Here is a 22,175-nt window from a genome sequence, read left to right on the forward strand (position 1 = left end):
GGCTCGCCGGCACCCGCGCGCTGCTGGCCCGCGACGACGTGGACTACGTGTCGATCAAGGTGTCGGCGGCGGTCGCGCCGCATTCGCCCTGGGCGTTCGACGAGGCGGTCGACGACGTGGTCGGACGGCTCGAGCCGCTGTACCGCCTGGCCGCGACGTCCCCATCCCCGAAGTTCATCAATCTGGACATGGAGGAGTACCGCGATCTGGACCTGACGATCGCGGTGTTCACGAAGATCCTGGACCGGCCGGAGTTCGCGCATCTGGAGGCGGGCATCGTCCTGCAGGCCTATCTGCCGGATTCGCTGGCGGCGATGATCCGGTTGCAGGACTGGTCCGCGGCGCGGCGGGCGCGGGGCGGTGCGCCGATCAAGGTGCGTGTCGTCAAGGGCGCGAACCTTCCGATGGAGCGTGTCGAGGCGTCGCTGCACGGCTGGCCGCTCGCGACCTGGGGTTCGAAGCAGGAGACGGACACGCACTACAAGCGTCTGCTGGACTACGCGTTCGAGCCGGACCGCATCGCCAACGTGCGGATCGGCGTCGCCGGTCACAACCTGTTCGATATCGCGCACGCATGGCTGCTCGCCGGGCAACGCGGGGTGCGCGACGGCGTCGACTTCGAGATGTTGCTCGGGATGGCGCACAGCCAGGCCGAGGTGGTGCGACGCCACGTCGGCGGGATCCTGCTGTACACGCCGGTGGTGCATCCGGACGAGTTCGACGTGGCGATCGCGTATCTGGTGCGGCGGCTCGAGGAGGGCGCGGGCCAGGACAACTTCATGTCGGCGGTCTTCGCGCTGCACGAGGACGAGTCGTTGTTCGAGCGTGAGAAGCAGCGGTTCCTCGCGTCCCTGGCGGACGTGGACGGTTCCGTACCCCCTCCGAATCGCACCCAGAACCGGCTGGTGGGTCCGCTCGAGCCGCCCGGCCCGGAGTTCGCGAACACGCCCGACACGGATCCCTCGCTGCCCGCGAACCGCACGTGGGCCCGGCAGATCCTCGGGCGTGCGGCCGCTTCCCGGCTGGGTGCCGCCACGGTCGCGGCACACACGATCCGCACGGCCGACCAGCTCGACGACCTGCTGGCGACCGCCACCGGGCACGGCCGCGAGTGGGGCCGCCGCACGGGCAGCGACCGCGCGGAGGTTCTGGAACGGGTCGCGTACGAGCTCGAATGCCGGCGCGGCGAGCTCATCGAGGTGATGGTCTCCGAGGCCGGAAAGACTTTCGACCAGGCCGACCCGGAGGTGTCCGAGGCGATCGACTTCGCCCGCTGGTACGCCGATCGGGTTCGGAACCTCGACGCCGTCGACGGCGCCCGGTTCGTGCCGTCCGCCCTGACCGTGGTGACGCCGCCGTGGAACTTCCCGGTCGCGATCCCGGCCGGATCGACGCTGGCCGCGCTGGCCGCCGGGTCGGCGGTGGTGTTCAAACCGGCGGCGCTGACCGCCCGCTGTGGCGCGGTGCTGGCCGAGGCACTGTGGGCGGCGGGAGTGCCCCGCGACGTGCTGCACCTGGTGCGGCTCGCCGACCACAACCTGGGGCGGCAGTTGATCTCGGATCCACGCGTCGACCGGGTGGTGCTCACCGGCGCCTACGAGACGGCGGAGCTGTTCCGGTCGTTCCGGCCCGATCTGCCGTTGCTCGCCGAGACCAGCGGCAAGAACGCGATCGTGGTGACACCGAGCGCCGATCTGGATCTCGCGGTGCGCGACGTCGTGCAGTCGGCGTTCGGGCACGCGGGGCAGAAGTGCTCGGCGGCGTCGTTGGTGATCCTCGTCGGGTCGGTCGCATCGTCGCGCCGGTTCCGCAATCAGCTCGTCGACGCGGTGACGTCGCTGCCGGTGGGCCGCGCCGACGATCCGCGGACCCGGATGGGGCCGCTCGTCGAGCCGGCCCGCGGCAAGCTGCTCGACGCGCTCACCACCCTGGGTCCGGGGGAATCGTGGCTCGTCGCCCCGCGTCGCCTCGACGGGTCGGGGCAGTTGTGGAGCCCCGGGGTCCGGATCGGTGTGCGGCCGGGTTCGCGCGCCCATCTCGTCGAGTTCTTCGGGCCGGTGCTGAGCATCATGACGGCCCGCGACCTCGACGAGGCGATCGCACTCCAGAATCAGGTGGACTTCGGCCTGACGGCGGGGCTGCACAGTCTCGACTCCGAGGAGATCGCGCTGTGGCTGGACCGGGTGGAGGCCGGGAACCTGTACGTCAACCGCGGCATCACGGGCGCGATCGTGCGTCGGCAGCCGTTCGGCGGTTGGAAACGGTCGTCGGTCGGGGCCGGGTTCAAGGCCGGGGGCCCGAACTATCTCGTCGGTTTCGGGTCGTGGGAACCGGCGCCGCACAGACCCATCGACGAGACCGTGGACGGCGTCCCGGCGCTTCTGCTCGGCGCCGCCGGGCTGTCGGACGCCGAACGCGAGTTCCTGCGCCGGTCGTTCGCCGACGACGCCCGCGTGTGGCGGACCGAGTTCTCCCTCGCCCGCGACGTGAGTGCATTGACCGCGGAACGGAATCTGTTCCGGTACCGCCCGGTGCGGGTGCACGTCCGGCTCGGAACGCGCGGAACCGCGGTCGAGTTGCTGCGGGTGCTCGGTGCCGCCGCCCGGTGCGGCGCATCCGTCGACGTGTCCACGACCGCGCCACCGTCTCGCGAAACAACCCGCGTGATAGGGACTTTCGTGACATCTTTGGCGATCGAGACGGATGCGGCGTGGCTGAGCCGGATCGGCAGGCCTGCCCCGGACCGCATCCGGTTGATCGGCGGCGACACCCGCGCGCTCGCCGAAAACCTGTACGGGCGTCCCGGAACTGCGGTTTACGACAATCGGGTCACCGAGTCCGGCCGGCTCGAAATGCTGCCGTTCCTACGAGAGCAGTCGGTCTCGATCACCGCGCACCGCTTCGGGACACCGAACCACCTCACCGACGGAATCGTTTGATGCCGGTTCAAGATCGGTTATGCCGAACCGGTGGGATCGCGGCGGCCGGTGGGGTGGAATAGGAACATGAACATCGCCGAAACCCCACCACCCGAACGCCGCCGGAAGGCCCTCGCGGCCGTGAAGGAACTCGGACCGTCGCGCACAGAACAAGCGGTGCTGAAGGTGCGATGTCCGGCCAGCCACACCGTCGCCGCGGTCTACAAGACGACCGAAGGACCGGTGGTGGTCTCGGCCAGTGGCCCGGGTGGGCGCGGTTCCCGCGATCGGGAAGCCACCGGCCACCACGGCGACAAGCTCGATTCGGAATTCGTCGACACCCTGGAGGCGACGCAGTTCGAGGACGACGTGATCCCCGCCGGATGCGCGTGCGGGCCCCGCACCCTTTCCCGTAAGAAGTTGCAGGACGCCGTCGCCTCGCACGCGCACATTGTGAATCTGACCTGACCCGCTCGGCGTGAATCCGACCTGACCCGCTCGGCGTGAATCCGACCTGACCCGCTCGGGTCGGCGGTTCCCGGCGGTCCCGGCGCACCCAGCGGGTAGATTCGACACCCGCGCCGATCGCGGTGCGCCACGCGATTCGAGATTGGGGAGGCCACCCGATGGCGTCGGTGTTCGTCGACTGGACCGACCAGGAACAGCAGGAAGCGGCCCGGTACATCGCCGACGCCATCGTGGCGCGCCGTGATGCCTTCGTGGCCGAAACCGCGGCGCTCACCGGCGCCGAGATCCCCGAGATCGCGCGCACCGAGCGAGACCGCGCGTTGCTGCTGGGCAGCATTGCAGAGAACACCACCGTACTGATGAATGCGCTGCTCGAGGGCGCCGATCCGTCGACGGTCGACCCCCCGGCCGAGGCACTCGCGTTGGCCCGGGAACTGGCCCGCCGGGGCGCGTCGCTCGCGCACCTGCTGCGCGCCTACCGGATCGGCCAGGCGCGTTTCACCCGCATGTGCCTGGATGCGGCCGGCGATGCCGCCCCGGTCGACAACCGCGCTGCGTTGCGGGCCGCGGTCGGCAAGACCGCCGCCTTCATCGACCACCTCTCCGAGCGCGTCACCCTCGCCTACGAGGAGGAGCGGGAACGGTGGATCGCCAGCCGCAGTGGTCTGACCCAGTACTGGATCAGCCAGATACTGACCGGCGCGGTGAACGACGCCGAACAGGCCGACGCACTCGAGTATCCGCTCGACGGCATGCACCTGGCGATGGCGTTGTGGATTCCGGAATCGAAACGATCACCCTTCCCCGATGTCGCGACGGCGGTCCAGCGACTGCTCACCGAGGTCGCTCCGGGCGCGGCCACGCTCGCAATGCATACCGAACCGCTCGCGATGAACGCGTGGCTCGCCCTGCGCGGTGATGTCATCGACGCGATCGAGCGTCTGCGGGCCGCGATCGAGGCGGCCGACGTGCCGTTGCGCGTTGCGGTCGGACTCCCGGGGAGCGGTATCGAGGGATTCCGTGCCGGGCATCGGCAGGCGACCGCCGTCAAGGCGCTGACGAGCACCGCTGTACCGGAGGCACCGGCGGTGGTGTGGTACGCGGAGATCGCCCCGGTCGCGATGCTCGCCGGGGATCTCACGGAGATGCGCACTTTCGTCGCCGGCATGCTGGGCCCGCTCGCCGAGGACACCGATCGCGCCGCCGAACTGCGCGAAACCCTGCGGGTGCATCTGTCCTGCAATCGCAGCCCCGCGGCCACGGCAGCGCGGATGAACCTGCACCGCAACACGATCCGATACCGGATTCAGCAGGCCACCGAGGAACTCCGACGCGATCTCGAGGACATCGACCCGTTCACGCTCACCGCTGCCCTCGAGATCTGCCGGTGGTACGGGCACGGTGTCCTGGTTCCGCGCCGCGGCGGCGTCACACCCTGATTCCGAGGGCGCGGCCGGCCAGGTCGGCGACCTCGTCGGCCCACCCCAGAATCGACAACGTCGAATCGATGTTCTGCGGTGGTGTCCGGATCAGGGTGTCGCGGCGGATGAGCCGTTCCCAGTCGACGGTGATCGGCCCGGTCCGCACCTCCCCGCTGGGATGCCGGAACTCGACGCCGGCCTGCGCCATGATCGTCATGATCTCCTGCGCGAGGATCCCGTAGCCGACCGTCGTCGGATGCACTCCGTCGAGGGAGAAGAACCCGCCGGTGGCGCGTCCCCCGCGACCGTCCGCGGTGAGGAACCGCGAATCGGGCACCGGATCGAGCGCGGCCAGGGGTGCGGGCAAGGGATAGGGCGTCCACCACGCCGGGCGGGCCTGCACGTCGTCGATGTAGCGGCGCAACGCGAGCCGCTCGAGCAGACCGCACACGTCGAGGAGATACCAGTCCCGCGGCGGGCCGGACGTTCCGGCACGGGCGGCGGCGACGGCCCGCGTGATGGTGGTGTTGTAGAGGTCGATCGCCGCATCGACGACAGCGGCCTGCGCGCCGGTGATGTTCGGATCCCGCGTGGCGTCGAATCGCCGCTCGTCGATCCACGGCCGCGTGTAGTACGGGAAGTACCGCGAGCCGTGCTCGACCTTCGAGCCCAGGCCCCGCGCGATCGGCGCGATCGTGACGTGCGGAATCGTGCACCAGACGACGTGGCGCGCGGAGATGCGTTCGACCTGCGCCACCACCTCGGCGAACTCCGCGTCGAAATGCTCGGGACGCCAGATCGTGTAGGGGCCCTTCTTCGCGAGGTCGCGGAAGTCCGGTCCGCTCCATTCCACCCGCAGGTCGGTGACGGTGCCGAGCGCGTTGTTGGAACCGAGGAACACCACGAGGGTTTCGATGCCGCTCTCCGTCGTGCCGTCGTGGTCGTCGCCGAGTGCGGCCGCCGCGTCGAACAGGGTCATCTCCCGCTGCGGCGGCGCCCAGTGCGGATACACGTGCAGCGCCGCGCGGTCGCCGTTGTTCTGCACCACCTGGTTCAGGAAATCGTCGCCGGGCGTGTCGATCGCGTCCGCGCAGATCCGGGCGGTCCGGCTCAGCGCGTCGCGCAGATCCCAGCCGAAGCAGGACAGATTGTGCTGGTAGGCCGCGACGACCGGGGCGGTCGCGCCGTGGCCTCGTTCCCAGTAGTCCTCGACCTCGTCCATGAACGAGCGGACGTCGAACAGTGCGAGCGGCACCTCCCACGGTTGCAGCGACGCGCCGAACCGGTCCTCGAGGCGGCGCAACATCAGTTCGATGTTCAGCGGCAGCCCGCCCGGACCTCCGTAGCGGGGGAACCGGAACGTGCGCAGCGCACCGAGTTCGTACGCGATGATCGCCGGAACCGAGAGGTCGGTGTGGAAGACCGCGCCGCTCTGGAAGCCCTGCAGCAGCGAATCGCCGAGCGCCACGATGCGGTGCGGGGGTGTGCCGCGCACCTCCGCGTCGACGGCGATTCCGAGCGTGGGATCGAACTCCGGCGTCCTGGGTTCCTTCTTCGCCTGCGCTGCAACGTCTCTCGGCGTTCCCTGCGGAATGTCGCGCGTCTGTGCCGGCATCGCTCGTCCTTCCGGACCGGAGGTGGCTCCCTCGAGCGTGAGCCGTCGCCCCGTCGTTGTCAACGATGACCGATGATGGGAACCGGTGCCCCGATCGGAAGGAGAAGGGATGGACACTCCCGATTTCGCGCACACCGACCAGGCTGCGAAGAATCGCCGCGAGAAGTCGGTGACCCTCGTGCGTTTCGCGTGGGATCGTGGCATCACCGGCGCCGAGTTGCTCGCGATGACCGACGAACTCCGCCGCCGGCTGGCGCGGGAGGCCGGCGCGCATCCCCCGCGCACGATGGAGACCTGGAACCACGTGGCCGCACTGCTCGACGAGAAGACCGAGTGGGCACGCAACCATCCGGATCATCCGGCGGCCGTGCGAGCCCACCCGGACGAGAAGATCATGTGGGTGAAGCCGCCCGTGCGATCGTGGTTCGAGTGAGCGGCCGGTCGGAGGCGGTGGCCCGCGCGGTGGCGCTGGTCAGCCGCAGCGAACAGCACGTGGGCGCGCCGGAGGGCGGGCCGCTGCCGATCGTGGGGCGGGGACGATGGGCGCACCACGGGGTGATGATCGGCGACCTGCCAGCCCCGCACCGATTCCTGAGCGTGATGGGTATCGCCGGAAGGCCCGGGCCGATGGTGTTCGATCAGCCGGCCGCGCCGGATCGCGGCGGTGACGCGGTGACCCTCGTGTCCACGACCGCGGCGACCACCGCCTCCGGATTCACGCCGCTGTCGATCCGCCGGGATTGCGACCTGCGTCCGGACGCGGCGTCTTTCGGCAGGCACCTGTCGATGACCGTGACCGGACGAGATGTGCGGGTGCAGCGCACGTGGCCGGCCGAGGCGGTCGCGGTGGATCTGCTGCTGCACCCGACCGGGGTGATCACGACCTTCTTCGCGATCCCCGGGTTGTACCGGCATTCCAGCCGGCTGTGCCGCTACGAGGGCACCCTCACCGACCCCGACGGCACCCGGACGGTCGCCGGTCTGGCCGCGCTCGAATACGCGCACGGTGCCGCGGTCCCCGCGCGGCTGCCGGTGCGCACGTTCGTCTACCAGGTCCTGACCGTCGACGACGACACGCAACTCCTGCTCACCTCGGTGCTCGGGCCGGGGGATGTCCCGGTGCTGCGGACCGCGTTCCTGCGCAGCGCGACCGGGACGGTGGAAACGGTCCGGGTGGGTGTCCGGCTGCGCATCGACACCGCACGCGAGGTCCGTACCCCGGACGGGCGGCGCATGCTGCTGCCGGGTGAATTCCACTGGGACATTCCCGGCGTCGGGCACGTCGACGGACACGCCGACGGCGACTGGGCGTACGGGCTCGGCGCCGGATACGTCGGCGGGATCCGGTTCGACGGCCGCTGGCGGGGCCGGCGGATCGCCGGCTCCGGATATTGCGAATACATCGATCGGCGCAGCGAGTCCACCCGGCCGACCTCGCCGGACGGGTAGAATCGGACACGCGGTTTTCTTCACCGACAACGTCTTCCGGCGACGAGGAGCACCGTCCGATGGCGATTCGCGACTACCGGCCGAGCCCCCTCCAGTCCGCCGAGGTGATCGATGCGGGCGACCAGTGGACCCTCGTGTTCAGCCGTGACTTCCCGCAGGCCCCGGACGTGGTGTGGGTCGCCCTCACCGATCCGGCGCAGGTCGTGCAGTGGGCGCCGTACCGGCCGGAACGGCATCTCGGCACCGTCGGGCCGGCGACGCTGATCGTCGTCGACGGCGACGAAGCCACCGAGTTCGACGGCACCGTCGTCGCCGCGGGCACCCCGCACGTGCTCGAACACCGGTGGGACGAGGACTGGCTGCGCTGGGAGATCACGCCCCGTCCCGGCGGCGGATGCACGCTGACGCTGCAGCACACCGTCACCGGGCCGGACACCTCGGCAGAGCTCGCCGCGGGCTGGCACATGTGTCTCGACGTCCTGCAGGAGGTGATGGAGCACCGCTCCGCCGGGCCGATCGTCGGGCGCGACGCTCTCGACCTCGGCTGGACCGAACTGTACGAGGCGTACAGCAAGCGACTCCGCGGCGGATCGTGATCCCTGCCGCGCGGGGCGGCACGGGTCCGGCCGTTTTTCCGAGCGAATGTATCGTTCGGTCGGTTGAAGGAGACGAGCGGTACATTCGCTCGGACATCGGGCGCCCGGCGGGCTTCTGATCGAATGGGTGCCGGAGTCGACGACGGGAGTCAGCAGTGGGTGGCAGGGCGATCACGCCGGTCCGGGTGAAGAACGTCGCGATCGGCGAGGGCACACCCAAGATCATCGTGCCGATCACCGGTCGCACCCCCGACGAACTGCGCACCCAGGTCGAGGCGCTGACCGCCGTCGACGTCGACATCGTCGAATGGCGCACGGACTTCTTCGACACGATCACCGACACCGCGAGCGTCGTCGAGCAGGCCCGCGTCCTCGCCGGGCACCTCGGCGGGATCCCCCTGCTCGCCACGTGCCGCACCCGGCACGAAGGCGGCGAGGCCGACCTGACCGACGAGGCGTATGCCGACTTGAACGTCGCGCTCGCCGAATCCGGGGCCGTCGACCTCGTCGACGTCGAATACCGCCGCGACCGGGCGGCCGTCGACCGGATCGTGGCCGCGGCGCACGCACGGAAGGTCGCGGTGGTCGCGTCGAACCACGATTTCGAGGGCACACCCGCGAAGGACGAGATCGTCGCGCGGCTGGTCGCGATGCAGGATCTGGGCGCCGACATCTGCAAGATCGCGGTGATGCCGCGAGGCGCCGCCGACGTGGTGACCCTGCTCGACGCGACCCGCACGATGCACGAGGAACATGCCGATCGGCCGATCGTCACGATGGCGATGGGCGGGCTCGGCGTCGTCTCCCGGCTGGCCGGTCAGGTGTTCGGTTCGGCCGCGACGTTCGGGATGGTCGGTAAGGCGTCGGCGCCGGGGCAGGTCGACGCCGCCGACCTGAAGGTCGCGTTGAACCTGCTGGACCGCGCCCTCACCACCGGCTGACCGGACTAGTGCTTCCCGTCGTCCGGGGCGGTGGCGTCCCAGATGTCCAGCAGTGACCGCAGGATCTCCTCCGAAACCCCGAGGCCGCCGAGGTGGCTCTCCCCGGGCAGGTGGTGGAACCGGGCGTCGGGCAGCAGATCGACCATGTGCAGGCCGTGTTCGAACGGGATGATGTGGTCGGTGTCGCCGTGCCACCAGCGCACCGGCGTCTTGACGTCGGACACCCGGAAACCCCAGTCGCGGGCGAAGACCACGATATCCGCGAACGGCGCGGCCATCTGCTTGCGGCTGCCGTTGAGCAGGTCGTCGAGGAACATCGCCTTGAACTCGGGGCGGGCCAGCAGGCGGCGGTCCGCTTCCGGTGACACCCGGCCGTACAGGTCGATGATCGGCGATCCGAGCGGGCGGACCAGCCGGATCAGCGAACTCAGTACGACCCCCGCGGGCACCCCACCGACCTCGAGCAACGGTGCCACCATCGTGCCGAGTTTCATCAGACCGCCGTCGACGGCATCCGGGCCGACGACGGGCGCGACCCCGCCGAGCACGCCTGCGGCGACGACCCGATCGGGCATCGCGTACGCCGCCGCCAGTGTGTACGGGCCGCCCCCGGACAGTCCGACGACCGCCATCCGATCCACCCCGAGGGTGTCGGCGACGGTCTGCAGGTCCTCGGTGAATGCGAGGACGTTCTCGTAGCGGTGTGGGGTGGACGAACCGATTCCCGGCCGGTCGATGCCGATCAGCCGGACGTTCGCGCGTTCGGCGAAGGCCCTGGCCTCGACCGGGATCTGCCGGCGCGCGCCGGGTGTGCCGTGCAGCCAGAACACCGTGCGTCCCTGCGCGGAACCGAACTCGGCGAACCCGATCCGGCGCCCCCGCCCCACCGCGACGGTCCCCTCCAATTTCGGACGTGCGACGTCTACCATGCGCGACAGCATGGCACGTGATCGGAGTCACCTGCACGTCCAGGTGCGATCTGCGCTTCACCCGCATCTGTCGGACCCCGCGCGTAGCCTCGTTCGCGACCGCTCGGATCCACTCGCACGACTCCGCTTTCACAGGAAGACAGGAGGCCGTCATGGCCGAACATCAGTCCCGCACAGGCACACCCGGTTGGATCGATCTCACCAGTTCCGACACGAAACGGGCCATCGCGTTCTACACCGAACTCTTCGGCTGGCAGGCCGACACCAACGAGGACCCGCAGTACGGCGGATACACCATCTTCAGTCACCGCGGCGCGCCGATCGCCGGTCTCGGTCCGCAGCAGCCGGGCAATCCGTACGGCGACGTGTGGACGGTGTACCTCGATTCCGACGACGCCGACGCCACCGCACGGAAGGCCGCCGAGTCGGGCGGCCAGGTTCTGATGCCCGCGATGAAGGTCGGGGACCAGGGCACCATGGCGATCCTCGCCGACGCCGCCGGCGCCGTGATCGGTGTGTGGCAGGCCGATCAGCACCACGGGTTCGGGTTCGACAGCGAACCCGGCGCGCCGGTGTGGTTCGAAACGATGTCGCGCAACTATGCCGCGTCCCTCGACTTCTACCGGGACGTGTTCGGCTGGGACGTCCAGCCGATGAGCGACTCGGGCGACTTCCGGTACTCGACCGGCAAGATCGGTGGCGACGACATCGCCGGAATCATGGACGCGTCCGGCTTCCTCCCCGAGGGAGTGCCGTCGTTCTGGCAGCTCTACATCGGTGTCGAGGACGCGGACGCGACATCGGAGGCCGTGACCCGGCTCGGCGGCACCGTCGAGCGCGCGGCCGAGGACACGCCGTTCGGTCGCATGGCCACGATCGCCGATCCTCTCGGCGCGCGGCTGCAGATCAACCAGGCGCCGCCGGCGTAGCGGTCATCGGTGCGCCGTGACCAGGTAGTGGCGGGTCGCGGCGTCGACGATCTGCTCGGGGGTCACGTCGACCTCGCCGCGCAGCCATGCCGTCATCACCTCGGCGAGGCCTCCGACGAACAGCAGCGCGGACACCTCGTCGTGCGGCGGTTGCAGCGCGCTCTCGCCCCACAGTTCCCGCGACTCCAGCGCGACGAGATGCGCGAACTGCCGCAACAACTCGCGGCGCCGGGTCCGCAGCGGTTCCGTCGCGGCGGATTCGACGACGGCGATGCGGCCCTTGCGCGGATCGTCGGTGAGCACGGCGACGAAGGCCGCGATCGCGGCCCGCGCCCGTTCCTCGGGACTGTGCTCGGTCTCGGCGAGGGCGGCCAGGGCGCGGTCGCGGATTTCGTCGGCGATCCGCTCGACGACGCAGACGAGCAGCTCGTCTCGGCCGGTGAAACTCTCGTAGAAGTACCGTTCGGTGAGCCCGGCCTCCTGGCAGATGGCGGTCATCGTCGCCTTGGGATCCTCTTCACCGCCGAAGACTGTCAGGCCCGCCTCGAGCAGGCGCTCGCGGCGTTCGGCAGCACGTTCTGCGGCGCTTCGGCCGCGGTATCTGCGGGCGGGCCGGCTCGTCGTCGATTCTCCGGTTCCGGGCATGTCGATCAGGCTACAGTGAAGTGACATCGAGTCCTGTCAGATCAGCGTTCGCGAGGGAGATCCACGTGACGAAGATGCTTGCCGATCCACCTCCCGGCCTCACCGCGGTCCCCGGGGACGGCGGCCTGCCGTATGTCGGCTACAGCCTGGACTACATGCGCGACCCGGTCGGGACGAACGACCGCCGCTACCGCGAGTACGGGCCGGTCTCGTGGTTCCGATTCGCCGGGAACCCGTGGGTGGTGCTGCTCGGCCCCGATGCGTGCGGCGCCGCCCTGCAGAACCGCGACCGCGCCCTGGCCAACGGACCGGGCTGGCGGGTGCTCATCGGCCCGTTCTTCGACCGCGGCCTGATGCTGCTCGACGGCGACGAACACACCGCGCACCGGCGCATCATGCAGCAGGCGTTCACCCGCGACCGACTGGCCGGATACACCGACTCCCTGCATCCCGCCGTCGAGAAGGCGCTCGAAACCTGGTCCCCACAAACCGATTTCCGCGCTTACCCGGCGTTGAAGGAACTCACGCTCGGGCTCGCGACATCCATCTTCATGGGTGGGGCCGAAGGGTCGTCGCACGCCGAGATGGCCGAGGTCAACAAGGCGTTCATCGGATGTGTACAGGCCGCGACCGCGATCGTGCGCTACCCGCTGCCCGGCACGCGCTGGCGACGCGGCGTCGTCGGGCGCCGACGTCTCGAGGAGTTCTTCCGCCGATACCTGCCCGCGCGCCGCGCCGGCAGCGGCGACGACCTGTTCACCGCACTGTGCCATGTCGAATCCGAGGACGGGGAGCGCTTCACCGACGACGACGTGGTCAACCACATGATCTTCCTGATGATGGCCGCACACGACACCTCGACCATCACCCTGTCGACCGCGATGCAGTACCTCGGGCAGTTCCCGCAGTGGCAGCAGGCGTGCCGCGAGGAATCCGAAGCACTCGGCACCACCACCCCCACCCTGGATCAGCTCGAGGAGCTCACGAGCCTGGATCTGGTGATCAAGGAGTGCCAGCGCCTGGTCACCCCGGTGCCCGGGATCGTGCGGCGTGCGGTCGCGGATACCGAGATCCTCGGTCACTACATTCCCCGCGGAACGCTGGTCAACGTCGGACTGCACTACACCCACCACATGCCCGAATTGTGGCCCGATCCCGAGCGATTCGATCCCGGACGGTTCTCCCCCGAGCGCCGCGAGGATCGCGTCCACAAGTACGCGTGGTCGCCGTTCGGCGGTGGCGTACACCGTTGCCTGGGCATGTACTTCTCGAGTGCGGAGGTCAAGACGGTCCTGCACCACCTGTTGCTCGGCTATCACTGGCACGTGCCCGCCGACTACGTCGCGCCCATGAACTTCACGTCGCTGCCGTTCCCCTCGGACGGCCAGCCGATCGATCTGCGCCGACGTTGAACCCGCGCCGCCACCACACCGGGTAATCGGAAAACGGTCCGCCGGGCGACGCGAGGGCGTACGACGGAGACATGCCTGCAGAACCGCTCGACGAGTACTTCACGGCGACCGTGCGGTCGCTGGCGCCGGCGGTCGAGCGCCATCCCGACCGCCGGGTGAGCAACGAATTGCTGCTGCGCTACTTCGACGCCCAGGCCCAGTCGCGGCACCTCGATTTCGCGGCCCGCGACCTGCAGCGGCGTGGGGAGGGTTTCTACACGATCGGGTCGGCGGGGCACGAGTCGAACGCGGCGCTGGGCCTGGCCGCGCGCGTGACGGATCCGGCTCTGTTGCACTACCGGTCGGGCGGGTTCTACGCGGCCCGCGCGTCACTGGTGCCCGGCAGCACCCCGATCCGGGACGTGCTGGCCGGTTGCGCCGCGTCGACGCTGGATCCCATCTCCGGTGGCCGCCACAAGGTATTCGGGAACGCCGCCCTGAACGTGCTGCCGCAGACGTCGACGATCGCCTCGCATCTGCCGCGCGCGGTAGGGCTCGCCCTGGCCCTGGCGCGGATGCCACGTCTGGGCATCGACTGTCCGTGGCCCGCGGATTCGGTGGTGCTGTGCAGTTTCGGGGATGCGTCGGTGAATCACTCCACGGCGGTCGGTGCGCTCAACACCGCCGCGTACCTGGCGCATCGCGGGTTGCCGTTGCCGATCCTGTTCGTCTGCGAGGACAACGGATTCGGTATCAGCGTGCGCAGTCCGGCCGGGTGGGTGGAGCGGACACTCGCGTCGTATCCGCGTGTCGGATACCGGATGGTGGACGGGGCCGATCCGGTCGACGCACTCACCGCAGCGTCGGAAATGCTTGTGTCCGTTCGTACCTCGCGCGTGCCGGCGATCCTGCACCTGAAGGCGGTCCGGTATCTCGGGCATGCCGGATCGGATGCCGAGTCGGCCTATCGCAGCCCGGCGGAGATCACCGGAGATTACGCGCGCGACCCGTTGCTCGGCACCTCACGCGAACTCGTCGACCGTGGGATCCTTCCCCCCGAACAGATCCTCGAGCGGTACGAGCGGTCGCGCCGGTCCGTCGGGGATGTGCTCGCCGACCTCGGAACGCCACCGAGGATGACGTCGGTCGCGGAGGTCGTGCGGCCGCTGCATACGCACGGCCACCCCCGGATCCCGGACGATCCGGGTCCCATACCGCAGGAGCCGCTCACTCTGGCGCAGGCCGTCGGCCGCGCCCTGGGTGATCTCCTCGAGCAGATGCCGCAGGTGTGCGTGTTCGGGGAGGATGTCGCCGTCAAGGGCGGTGTCTACGGTGTGACCCGCGGGCTGGCAAAACGATTCGGTCCGCTGCGCGTGTTCGACACCCTGCTCGACGAGCAGACGATTCTGGGCACCGCCCTCGGATTCGCGGTCGCCGGGCTGCTGCCGATCCCGGAGATCCAGTACCTCGCCTATCTGCACAACGCCGAGGACCAGCTGCGCGGGGAAGCGGCGACGCTGAAGTTCTTCTCCGACGGCAGCTACCAGAACCCCATGGTCGTGCGCATCGCCGGCCTGGCCTATCAGCGGGGCTTCGGCGGGCACTTCCACAACGACAACTCCCTCGCCGTGCTGCGCGACATCCCGGGGTTGACGGTCGCGGTGCCGAGCCGGCCCGCCCACGCCGGGGCGCTGCTGCGCACGTGCATCGAGCTGGCCCGCAGCACCGGGCGGGTGTGCGTGTTCGTCGAACCGATCGCGCTGTATCACCAGCGGGATCTCTACGAGGACGGCGACGGCCTGTGGGCACAGGTACCGGATCCGGTGGCGGTGCAACCCGGCGAGGTGCGGACCTATGGCGACGGCACCGACGCGCTGCTGGTGACGTTCGGGAACGGGGTTCGCATGTGCCTGCGCGCCGCGCACCGGGCCGCCGCGCGCGGGCTCGACGTCACGGTTCTGGATCTGCAATGGATCGCCCCGCTACCCGTCGCGGCGCTCGTCGAGCATGCCGAACGGTTTCCGCGGGTGCTGGTCGTCGACGAGACCCGCCGCAGCGGCGGGGTGTCCGAAGGGGTGGTCACCGCGTTGAGCGACGCCGGATACGAGGGCGAGGTCCGGCGGGTCACCAGCCGTGACAGCTTCGTGCCGCTGGGGCCCGCCGCGACCGCCGTGCTGCTGTCCGAGGACGACATCGCCGGTGCGCTGTAGCGCCGGTGTGCCCTTGTGGCGGTGGGGACCGCCACACAGAGACACCGCGTCAGCACTCCGACAGGACCCTGGTCATCGCGTCGTGTTCCTCCGGGGTGACCCACAGCCCGTACGCGGCCTTCACCTCGATCTGACGGGACACGTAGGTGCATCGGTACGCCCGGTTCGGCGGCAGCCACGATGCGGCGTCCGAGTCCCTCTTGCCCTGGTTGGTCGGGCCGTCGACGGCCTGCAGGTTGCGCGGGTCGTTCGCGAGATTGCGGCGGGTCTGCTCGTCGAGCTGCTGGGCACCCTTCTGCCACGCATCCGACAGCGCGACGATGTGATCGATCTGCACCGCCGGCGACGTGTCGGCACCGCGCTGGAAGAAGATCGTCCGGCCGGTGTACGGGTCGTTCAGCGTGCCGGTCCGGACCGTGCAGTCACGGGTCGCGGGTACCAGCGAGATGTCGATCAGGTCGCGCTTGAGGATGTCGTTGCGGGTGTCGCAGCCGTTGCGCCCGAACTGGACGGTCACGTCGTCCGTCCACGCGCTCCCGAACAGCTCCCGGTCGTAGCCGGTCTTCGGGGCACGCCCCTTGACCGGCAGGGTCGCGAGCGTCGCCAGAGCCGGCGAGACCGCGGGTCCCGGAGCGGCGCCAGACGGGGTCGCGGCGGTCGGGGTCGCGGCGGACGGGGTCGCGGAGGGACGCCATGTCGGCGTCGCCGACGGACTGCCGCTGGGCCGCCAGGTGGAGGTGACCGGTCCCGTGGGCGTCGGGGTCCACGAGCGTGACACCGAGGTGAGCCCCTCGGCCGTGACCGCGTCGGATTCGTCGCGCCCACCGGGAGCGAGCGCGACGAATGCGACGACGATCAGGACCGCGAGGCCGACGATCCACAGCCATCGCCGCAGCGACGGCCGGTCGGCCTGGGACACCTACTGAGCCAGACGCGGCATCTTCACGACCTGGCCCGCGTAGGACAGGCCGGCACCGAACGCGAGGAGCAGCGCGGTGTCACCTTCCTCGACCTGACCGGTCCGCAGCATCTTCTCCATCGCGAGCGGGATCGACGCGGCGGAGGTGTTGCCGGTCTCGATGATGTCGTCCGCGACCGCGACGGTGTCCGGGAGCTCGAGCTGCTTGACGATGACGTCGTTGATGCGCAGGTTCGCCTGGTGCGGGACGAACGCGTCGAGGTCGGTGAGTGCGACCCCGGCCTTGTCGGCGATCTGCCGCGCGAACTTGCTCATCTCGAAGGCCGCCCAGCGGAACACCGCGGTGCCCTCCATGATGATCCACGGACGCTTCTGGTCCGGGTTCTGGGCGAAGTCGACCCAGTCCGGCTCCTGGCGGATCGCGTTGCCCTGCTTGCCGTCCGAGCCCCACACGGTCGGTCCGATGCCGACCTCGTCGGACGCTCCGACGACCACGGCGCCGGCGCCGTCACCGAAGATGAAGCGCACGGTGCGGTCGGTGGGCTCGGTGGCGTCGCTCATGCGCTCGACACCGATCACCAGCACGTGCTCGGCGGAACCGGCCCGGACCAGGTCCGAGGCGACGCCGAGGGCGTAACAGAAACCGGCGCAGCCGGCCGCGATGTCGAGGGCGCCGGCACCGCCGGTGCCGAGACGGTCCGCGACGATCGCCGCGCACTGCGGGGTCTGCAGCGGGTAGGTCGAGCACGCCACGATGACGGTGTCGATCTGCGCTCCCGCCATGCGCGCGGCCTCGAGGGCCTTGGCGCCGGCGGACACCGCCATATCGGTGACAGATTCTTCGGGGTGGGCCTTGGCGAAACGCCGCGACTTGATGCCGGAACGCGACTGGATCCACTCGTCGCTCGAGTCGATCAACTCGCAGATCTCCGCGTTGGTGACGACACGCTCGGGGCGGTGCACGCCCAGCCCGAGCAATGCGGTGTTCCGCAGCGGGGCGGGACCGGCAATCTGTGCACCCATCAGGCGAACTCCTCTTCTTCGGGCACTGCGTGTCAGTGCACGACAACCTCAATACGGTAACGCGTAGCGAAATTGTGCCCGGGGTCACCGTCCTTGTGGTAGGCGTTTCCCACCCCGAATCGCAAAGGCGTACGACCCCGATCGGCTGCGGCACGGATCACAAGATCGACAAGTTCCGGGATTGACTCACACTTTCGGCGCGGCAGCTGCTAGCGTCCGGCGCTGTGCATCTGTTCGGGGGAAAAATGCGAAGTTTGGTCCGATACTGCGTGACGACCGCTACGGTCACCGCGCTCACACTGACGCTGGGGGCGGCGCTCGCCTCCGCCAATCCCAATGCGATCAATCCGATCCCGGGCCTGAACGGCGTGAACGGCGTGCCACAGCTCGGCGGACGGGCCAGGGCGGTCGCGCAGCAGACCGGCATCCTCAGCCAGAACCGGACGCAGGACCTCAACGTCCTCGGTACCGACCTCGGCATCATGTGGGACAACGGCCGCGGCGAGATCCTCACGGCGTTCGGTGACACCGCAGGCCTCGGCCTGCCCAACCTGCTCTCGGGCAGCCTGTGGGCATGGCGCAGCAACGTGCTGTTCCGCAGCAACGACCGCGACCTGTCCAACGGCATGGACTTCAGCAGTGCCGTGACGGATGCGTTCGGCCAGGCCAAGGAGCTGATTCCGAGCCCGAAGATCCCGTTCGTCGAGATCAGCCGGATTCCGACGGCGGGGGTCGCGGTCGGCGACACCCAGTACCTCAGCGCGATGTCGGTGAAGAACTGGGGACCGGCGGGAACCTGGGAGACGAACTACTCCGGGCTGATCTTCTCGAACGACAACGGTGAGAACTGGGCTCCGGCCCCGGAGACGGTACGTCCCAGCGAGGGCGGCAACCGCAACTTCCAGATGAGCGCGTTCCTGAAGCGCGACGGCTTCGTCTACCAGTACGGCACTCCTCCGGGTCGCGGCGGTCTCGTGCACCTGGCGCGCGTGCCCGAGGCGCAGATCCGCGATCTCGGTGCCTACGAGTACTGGGACGGCGGCGCGTGGGTGCGTGACGTGAATGCGGCGCGGCCGCTGATGGGCGACGGGGTCGCCGAGCTGTCGGTGCAGTGGAACGACTACCTCGGCCAGTTCCTGATGCTCACCACCGACGCGCACAATTCCGTGGTGATGCGCCGCGCCCCGTCGGCGACGGGTCCGTGGAGCCCGCCGGAGGTCATCGTCGACACCCGCGAGCTTCCGAGCGCGTACGGCGCGTACATCCACCCGTGGTCGTCGGGTCCGGATCTGTACTTCCTGACCACCGTGCATCAGAACTACAACGTGCTGCTGATGCACACGACTCTGCACCGCTGAGGCGTTACGCCTTCTCGATGTGAGTCTCGACGATGCCCTTCGGCGGTCGTTCGGATCACCGGGTGTCCGGCTCGCACTCGTGCCTGCTGCCTTCGGGCCGGCGGTCACGCGTCGTGCCGGCATCCGGTGTCTCGGGCGGCGGCCGAAAAGCCACCGGTGACCTTCCGTGGATCCGTTATCGAAGCACCACGCCATCGGCGTCGACGGGGTAGGAGTTCACATCGAAGTCGTAGTCGCTGTGCACACCACTGAGATATCCGCTCCAGCCGACACCGCTGTTGCAGATGTGGTCGCCACCGTTGAGCTGCACGTTGCATACCCGGAGTGCGGGCAGCCCGCCGTAGTCGTCGTTCGCACCACCGAGCGCCGGCACCCACCTCATATCGGTGGCCGCAAATCCTCCGACGCCACCCGGGCCGGCCGGATGCTTGGGGTCACCGATCAGGACGATGCCAGCCTTGCCACGGAACTCTTTCCCGTTCTCGGTTGCCCACTGATGCACGACGGCCGCACCACCCGAGTAACCCACAGCGTGGATGAAGTCGGCAGGACATTCCCGAGCGTGTGCACGGACGAGCCGGTCGAGTTCCCTCACACCGGACCGTGTATCGAACGAGTTGTACCCGACGCGCTGGTCCTCGTTGAGAAACCCCACCGAGGTGTTGTTGGTCAAGCCGCCGACGACGACGTCCCATGTGCCGACGCACGGTTCCGGGGCCGAGGGCCCTGCGGGCGTTGCCGAGGACACCGTGGGGGTTGCGACGGCAACACCTGTGGCGACACCCAGACCCAGGAGTGCTGCACCCACCGCTCTCGAGGACGTGCGAATCATCTTCTGTCTTTCTGCTCGGCCACATGTGTTACGGGCCTGACGATTTGGAACCAGGCCGGGAACGGATCAGGCTCGGATGTCGTTCGAACCCGCGCCGCACGCACCGACCGAGCGCAGGAAGCTCACGGGGTCGACCGGCCCACCACGATGAATGCGCAGGTGCAGGTGGGGTCCTGTCGAGCTACCCGTGTTGCCCGTTGCGCCGATCGCCTGACCGGCGGCGACGCGGGCCCCCACGCCGACCCACGTCTGGGAAAGGTGGCCCATCTGAATCTGCTCACCGGTATCGGCTTCCAGCTGAATGTAGGTTCCGTATCCGCCGGGATCGTTCGGGCCGGCCACCGAGATCCTCCCCGAGGTCGGCGCGTGCAGCACGGTACCGACCCCGACGGCGAAGTCGACGCCGTCATGGCCGGAGTGGAACCCTTGCGACAGTGGGCCGTTGACCGGCCAATTCCAGGCACACCCCTGGGATGCCTCGGATGTGGAGTGCGCACCGGCCGCGCCCGGATCGAGAATCCCGCCCATTGCTGCGAGAGCTGCCGCTCCTGCAGCGATTGTGATCAAACGTCGTGCGGTAGAGACACTTTGCACCCGATGATTGCCCATGATTGTTCCCTCGGTCGGTCGAGATGATTGGTGGTGATCTCGACCGGAGCGATTGCCATACGTGTGGATCGCCGCGTACGGAGCGCAGTGACAGCGTCCGTCGATCGAGATGTAGATAGCGTCTCGGTAACGACCGGAACGGGCAACGTCAGAATTACCCGGGTATATACCTATTTTCGCGGGTTCGGACGGATTTCACGTGTCATCGTACCGACCGGTTGGTGACGAAATCGTATAGAACGCCTACCTATCCGCGCCCGACTCGACCCTCGTCGGAAGAAAATCATATGACGTAGGTCACATCCCCGTAACGCGGGGAGCGGATGCTCTACGCTCTCCATCACGACCGGAAACGCCGAACACGATACGGTCCGCTAGCCAAACCCGTACAGCCCGAATGGGATCAATGCACGCCGTCACACCGACACGTGCCCGCGCCACCCGAGCGAGATTGCGTTCACCCGAGCGACACGCGGAGCCGGAACTCGCACCGCGGCGTCCTGTTGCACTTCCCGGCGAGGCCCGGCCGGAGCGGAACACCGCTCCGGCCGGGCCACTCGAAGTTACGTATGACACTGCTGTCGAATGATTTTCAATCCCCTGGTTTTCAATCCCTGAGGGCACTCCAGCAGCGGGACCGGCGTCGATACCGCGACACGCCCCGGAACCGACAGCTTCACACGACCGTGCCCGACGATCCGTTGCGCGGGAGCGCCTTCGCCATCGCCCTTTCGTCGAATGAATTGTTGCCCTGCGTGTCTCGGTTCCAGGGCATGGAATCTCTTGCGGTACACGTCATCGTGCGATCAGGCGGCGCGGGCCGACCACACCACCGCAACCCACCGCACGGCCCTTCAAGCAGCAATGGCTCCGGATCGCTCAGGACCGGAACGACACGGTTCGAAGATCGGGAATCTCTCCCCCGGTTGCGTGCAGCGGAAGTGCACCCTCACCGGCCGATCGGGCGACACCGGAAGCTCACCGTCGATCCACGAGTAGACCCACGGGCCCTCGTCGAGTTCGACGATGGCGATCACCGACGGGCACGGCGCGCCGCAGACCGGGTCGGCTGTGCGATCGGCAGTCCGGCACGACACGATCACTCCCGCGCCGGCGGAGTCGACAGACTCGAGGTCGCCGTGGCCGCACGAGTGGCAGGAAACGGTCAGGGGCGGGAGCAGCACTGCGCAGTCCCGGCATTTCCAGATGACGAGTTTCCCGCATCGCGTGGTCATGGGTCCGCGACCGGAGACGGCGGCGGTCACGCCGCGACCTCGACAGGGAACCCGCCCAGGACGGTGCGCATCGCGTTGCCGAAGTATTCCGGATCCGAGAGCAGCCAGTCGTGTCCGCCCGGGACTGTGAACACCGGCGGCCCGCCCAGCTGTCGGCGCAGCGAGTCGACACTCGCCCGCGGCACCCGACGGTCTCCCCGGCTCCACAGCAGTGAGACCGGCAGGCGGCGCTCCGCGAGCCGGGTCAGCTCAGCGGTCGGTTCCCGGCCTCGGGCCATCCGGTCGATGCGTCCGGCACCGTCGTGATCACCGTCGTCGGGGACCGCGACATCCTGTCCCGCACCGCCACCGACGGAGTTCACCAGGACGAGTCGCGTCACGCGCTCCGGGTGATCGTGGGCGGCCCGGATCGCCAGCGCGCCGCCGAACGAGTGCCCGACGAGAGTCACGGGTCCGAGTTCGGTCGCCTCGAGGAACCGTCCGAGCCAGTCCGAGCAGTCCGCCAGGATCCGCTCCTCGAGGGGGCTGCCGGGCGCTGCTGCGAACCCCGGTATCACCGGGGCATACACGCGAACGCCGCGGGCCAGCTCGGCCAGCGCATGCCGGTACGTCCAGGGCGTCGACCCGCACTCGGGGAGGAAGACCACCGGTGTTCCTCGCCCGAGGACCCCGTACATCTCCGCACGG

At 69.1% G+C, this 22,175-nt stretch carries 19 protein-coding genes and 1 pseudogene; 11 read left to right on the forward strand and 9 right to left on the reverse strand.

What is annotated here, in order from left to right:
- The 3 genes from ACN675_RS15850 to ACN675_RS15860 form a co-directional block, all read left to right on the forward strand.
- Nucleotides 1-2,939 (forward strand): bifunctional proline dehydrogenase/L-glutamate gamma-semialdehyde dehydrogenase (locus tag ACN675_RS15850; protein ID WP_420751753.1); only part of this gene is annotated, 2,939 nt, incomplete at its 5' end.
- 66 nt (nucleotides 2,940-3,005) lie between these two features.
- Nucleotides 3,006-3,386 (forward strand): hypothetical protein, encoded by a 381-nt coding sequence (locus ACN675_RS15855; RefSeq protein WP_420751754.1) that lies wholly within the window; start codon nucleotides 3,006-3,008, stop codon nucleotides 3,384-3,386.
- A 158-nt stretch (nucleotides 3,387-3,544) separates the two neighbouring features.
- The gene (locus tag ACN675_RS15860) at nucleotides 3,545-4,825 is read left to right on the forward strand and encodes a PucR family transcriptional regulator (RefSeq protein WP_420751755.1); all 1,281 of its coding nucleotides are present in this window, start codon (nucleotides 3,545-3,547) and stop codon (nucleotides 4,823-4,825) included.
- Here the strand turns inward: ACN675_RS15860 and ACN675_RS15865 are convergent.
- Nucleotides 4,815-6,422 carry a hypothetical protein gene (locus ACN675_RS15865; RefSeq protein ID WP_420751756.1) on the reverse strand — a complete coding sequence of 536 codons (1,608 nt, stop codon included), beginning with the start codon at nucleotides 6,420-6,422 and terminating at the stop codon, nucleotides 4,815-4,817. The two genes, ACN675_RS15860 and ACN675_RS15865, sit on opposite strands and share 11 nt — an antisense overlap.
- Before the next feature lie 109 nt (nucleotides 6,423-6,531).
- Here ACN675_RS15865 and ACN675_RS15870 point away from each other — a divergent pair, with 109 nt between their 5' ends.
- The 4 genes from ACN675_RS15870 (at nucleotide 6,532) to aroD (ending at nucleotide 9,408) form a co-directional block, all read left to right on the forward strand.
- Nucleotides 6,532-6,855, forward strand: coding sequence for a hypothetical protein (locus ACN675_RS15870; RefSeq protein WP_420751757.1), 324 nt, complete (start codon nucleotides 6,532-6,534; stop codon nucleotides 6,853-6,855).
- Nucleotides 6,852-7,871 (forward strand): DUF6670 family protein, encoded by a 1,020-nt coding sequence (locus ACN675_RS15875; RefSeq protein WP_420751758.1) that lies wholly within the window; start codon nucleotides 6,852-6,854, stop codon nucleotides 7,869-7,871. Before ACN675_RS15870 ends, ACN675_RS15875 begins: the two co-directional genes overlap by 4 nt.
- Nucleotides 7,872-7,930: 59 nt before the next feature.
- Complete coding sequence (locus tag ACN675_RS15880; protein ID WP_420751759.1) at nucleotides 7,931-8,467, forward strand: SRPBCC domain-containing protein; 537 nt, start codon at nucleotides 7,931-7,933, stop codon at nucleotides 8,465-8,467.
- A gap of 155 nt (nucleotides 8,468-8,622) precedes the next feature.
- Complete coding sequence (gene aroD / locus ACN675_RS15885; RefSeq protein ID WP_420751760.1) at nucleotides 8,623-9,408, forward strand: type I 3-dehydroquinate dehydratase; 786 nt, start codon at nucleotides 8,623-8,625, stop codon at nucleotides 9,406-9,408.
- 5 nt (nucleotides 9,409-9,413) lie between these two features.
- Here aroD and ACN675_RS15890 read toward each other — a convergent pair whose 3' ends face one another.
- Complete coding sequence (locus ACN675_RS15890) at nucleotides 9,414-10,337, reverse strand: alpha/beta fold hydrolase (RefSeq protein WP_420751761.1); 924 nt, start codon at nucleotides 10,335-10,337, stop codon at nucleotides 9,414-9,416.
- A gap of 152 nt (nucleotides 10,338-10,489) precedes the next feature.
- Between ACN675_RS15890 and ACN675_RS15895 the strand changes: the two genes are divergently transcribed.
- Nucleotides 10,490-11,266: a VOC family protein gene (locus ACN675_RS15895; protein ID WP_420751762.1), complete on the forward strand. Its 777-nt coding sequence runs from the start codon at nucleotides 10,490-10,492 to the stop codon at nucleotides 11,264-11,266.
- A 3-nt stretch (nucleotides 11,267-11,269) separates the two neighbouring features.
- Here ACN675_RS15895 and ACN675_RS15900 read toward each other — a convergent pair whose 3' ends face one another.
- Complete coding sequence (locus ACN675_RS15900) at nucleotides 11,270-11,911, reverse strand: TetR/AcrR family transcriptional regulator (protein WP_420751763.1); 642 nt, start codon at nucleotides 11,909-11,911, stop codon at nucleotides 11,270-11,272.
- A gap of 65 nt (nucleotides 11,912-11,976) precedes the next feature.
- Between ACN675_RS15900 and ACN675_RS15905 the strand changes: the two genes are divergently transcribed.
- Nucleotides 11,977-13,323 (forward strand): cytochrome P450, encoded by a 1,347-nt coding sequence (locus ACN675_RS15905; RefSeq protein WP_420751764.1) that lies wholly within the window; start codon nucleotides 11,977-11,979, stop codon nucleotides 13,321-13,323.
- Between the two features lie 71 nt (nucleotides 13,324-13,394).
- Nucleotides 13,395-15,512, forward strand: coding sequence for a thiamine pyrophosphate-dependent enzyme (locus tag ACN675_RS15910; protein ID WP_420751765.1), 2,118 nt, complete (start codon nucleotides 13,395-13,397; stop codon nucleotides 15,510-15,512).
- 52 nt (nucleotides 15,513-15,564) lie between these two features.
- Here ACN675_RS15910 and ACN675_RS15915 read toward each other — a convergent pair.
- Both ACN675_RS15915 and ACN675_RS15920 read right to left on the reverse strand, forming a co-directional pair.
- Nucleotides 15,565-16,431: pseudogene (locus ACN675_RS15915) on the reverse strand (GmrSD restriction endonuclease domain-containing protein); the annotation flags it as partial.
- Nucleotides 16,432-17,454: a beta-ketoacyl-ACP synthase III gene (locus ACN675_RS15920; protein WP_197256395.1), complete on the reverse strand. Its 1,023-nt coding sequence runs from the start codon at nucleotides 17,452-17,454 to the stop codon at nucleotides 16,432-16,434.
- Nucleotides 17,455-17,699: 245 nt separating this feature from the next.
- Here ACN675_RS15920 and ACN675_RS15925 point away from each other — a divergent pair, with 245 nt between their 5' ends.
- Entirely contained in the window at nucleotides 17,700-18,812 is a 1,113-nt protein-coding gene (locus ACN675_RS15925) for a DUF4185 domain-containing protein (protein WP_420751766.1), read from the forward strand.
- A 175-nt stretch (nucleotides 18,813-18,987) separates the two neighbouring features.
- Here the strand turns inward: ACN675_RS15925 and ACN675_RS15930 are convergent, their stop codons facing one another.
- The 4 genes from ACN675_RS15930 to ACN675_RS15945 form a co-directional block, all read right to left on the reverse strand.
- Nucleotides 18,988-19,620, reverse strand: coding sequence for a cutinase family protein (locus ACN675_RS15930; protein ID WP_420751767.1), 633 nt, complete (start codon nucleotides 19,618-19,620; stop codon nucleotides 18,988-18,990).
- Between the two features lie 90 nt (nucleotides 19,621-19,710).
- Nucleotides 19,711-20,253 carry a M23 family metallopeptidase gene (locus tag ACN675_RS15935; protein ID WP_420751768.1) on the reverse strand — a complete coding sequence of 181 codons (543 nt, stop codon included), beginning with the start codon at nucleotides 20,251-20,253 and terminating at the stop codon, nucleotides 19,711-19,713.
- Nucleotides 20,254-21,107: 854 nt separating this feature from the next.
- Nucleotides 21,108-21,488: a Zn-ribbon domain-containing OB-fold protein gene (locus tag ACN675_RS15940; RefSeq protein ID WP_420751779.1), complete on the reverse strand. Its 381-nt coding sequence runs from the start codon at nucleotides 21,486-21,488 to the stop codon at nucleotides 21,108-21,110.
- A 26-nt stretch (nucleotides 21,489-21,514) separates the two neighbouring features.
- On the reverse strand, nucleotides 21,515-22,135 hold the full coding sequence (locus ACN675_RS15945; RefSeq protein WP_420751769.1) for an alpha/beta fold hydrolase: 621 nt from the start codon (nucleotides 22,133-22,135) through the stop codon (nucleotides 21,515-21,517).
- Nucleotides 22,136-22,175 lie beyond the last annotated feature (40 nt).

The organism is Rhodococcus sp. O3, from assembly GCF_048897285.1.
Classification (GTDB): domain Bacteria; phylum Actinomycetota; class Actinomycetes; order Mycobacteriales; family Mycobacteriaceae; genus Rhodococcus.

Excerpts from the sequence above, each read along its gene's own strand:
- ACN675_RS15865 (WP_420751756.1), bottom strand. The coding sequence starts at position 6,422 with ATGCCGGCACAGACGCGCGACATTCCGCAGGGAACGCCGAGAGACGTT.
- ACN675_RS15935 (WP_420751768.1), bottom strand. The coding sequence starts at position 20,253 with ATGGGCAATCATCGGGTGCAAAGTGTCTCTACCGCACGACGTTTGATC.
- ACN675_RS15900 (WP_420751763.1), bottom strand. The coding sequence starts at position 11,911 with ATGCCCGGAACCGGAGAATCGACGACGAGCCGGCCCGCCCGCAGATAC.
- ACN675_RS15890 (WP_420751761.1), bottom strand. The coding sequence starts at position 10,337 with ATGGTAGACGTCGCACGTCCGAAATTGGAGGGGACCGTCGCGGTGGGG.
- ACN675_RS15940 (WP_420751779.1), bottom strand. The coding sequence starts at position 21,488 with ATGACCACGCGATGCGGGAAACTCGTCATCTGGAAATGCCGGGACTGC.
- ACN675_RS15925 (WP_420751766.1), top strand. The coding sequence starts at position 17,700 with ATGCGAAGTTTGGTCCGATACTGCGTGACGACCGCTACGGTCACCGCG.
- ACN675_RS15920 (WP_197256395.1), bottom strand. The coding sequence starts at position 17,454 with ATGGGTGCACAGATTGCCGGTCCCGCCCCGCTGCGGAACACCGCATTG.
- ACN675_RS15895 (WP_420751762.1), top strand. The coding sequence starts at position 10,490 with ATGGCCGAACATCAGTCCCGCACAGGCACACCCGGTTGGATCGATCTC.
- ACN675_RS15910 (WP_420751765.1), top strand. The coding sequence starts at position 13,395 with ATGCCTGCAGAACCGCTCGACGAGTACTTCACGGCGACCGTGCGGTCG.
- ACN675_RS15860 (WP_420751755.1), top strand. The coding sequence starts at position 3,545 with ATGGCGTCGGTGTTCGTCGACTGGACCGACCAGGAACAGCAGGAAGCG.
- ACN675_RS15870 (WP_420751757.1), top strand. The coding sequence starts at position 6,532 with ATGGACACTCCCGATTTCGCGCACACCGACCAGGCTGCGAAGAATCGC.
- ACN675_RS15880 (WP_420751759.1), top strand. The coding sequence starts at position 7,931 with ATGGCGATTCGCGACTACCGGCCGAGCCCCCTCCAGTCCGCCGAGGTG.
- ACN675_RS15855 (WP_420751754.1), top strand. The coding sequence starts at position 3,006 with ATGAACATCGCCGAAACCCCACCACCCGAACGCCGCCGGAAGGCCCTC.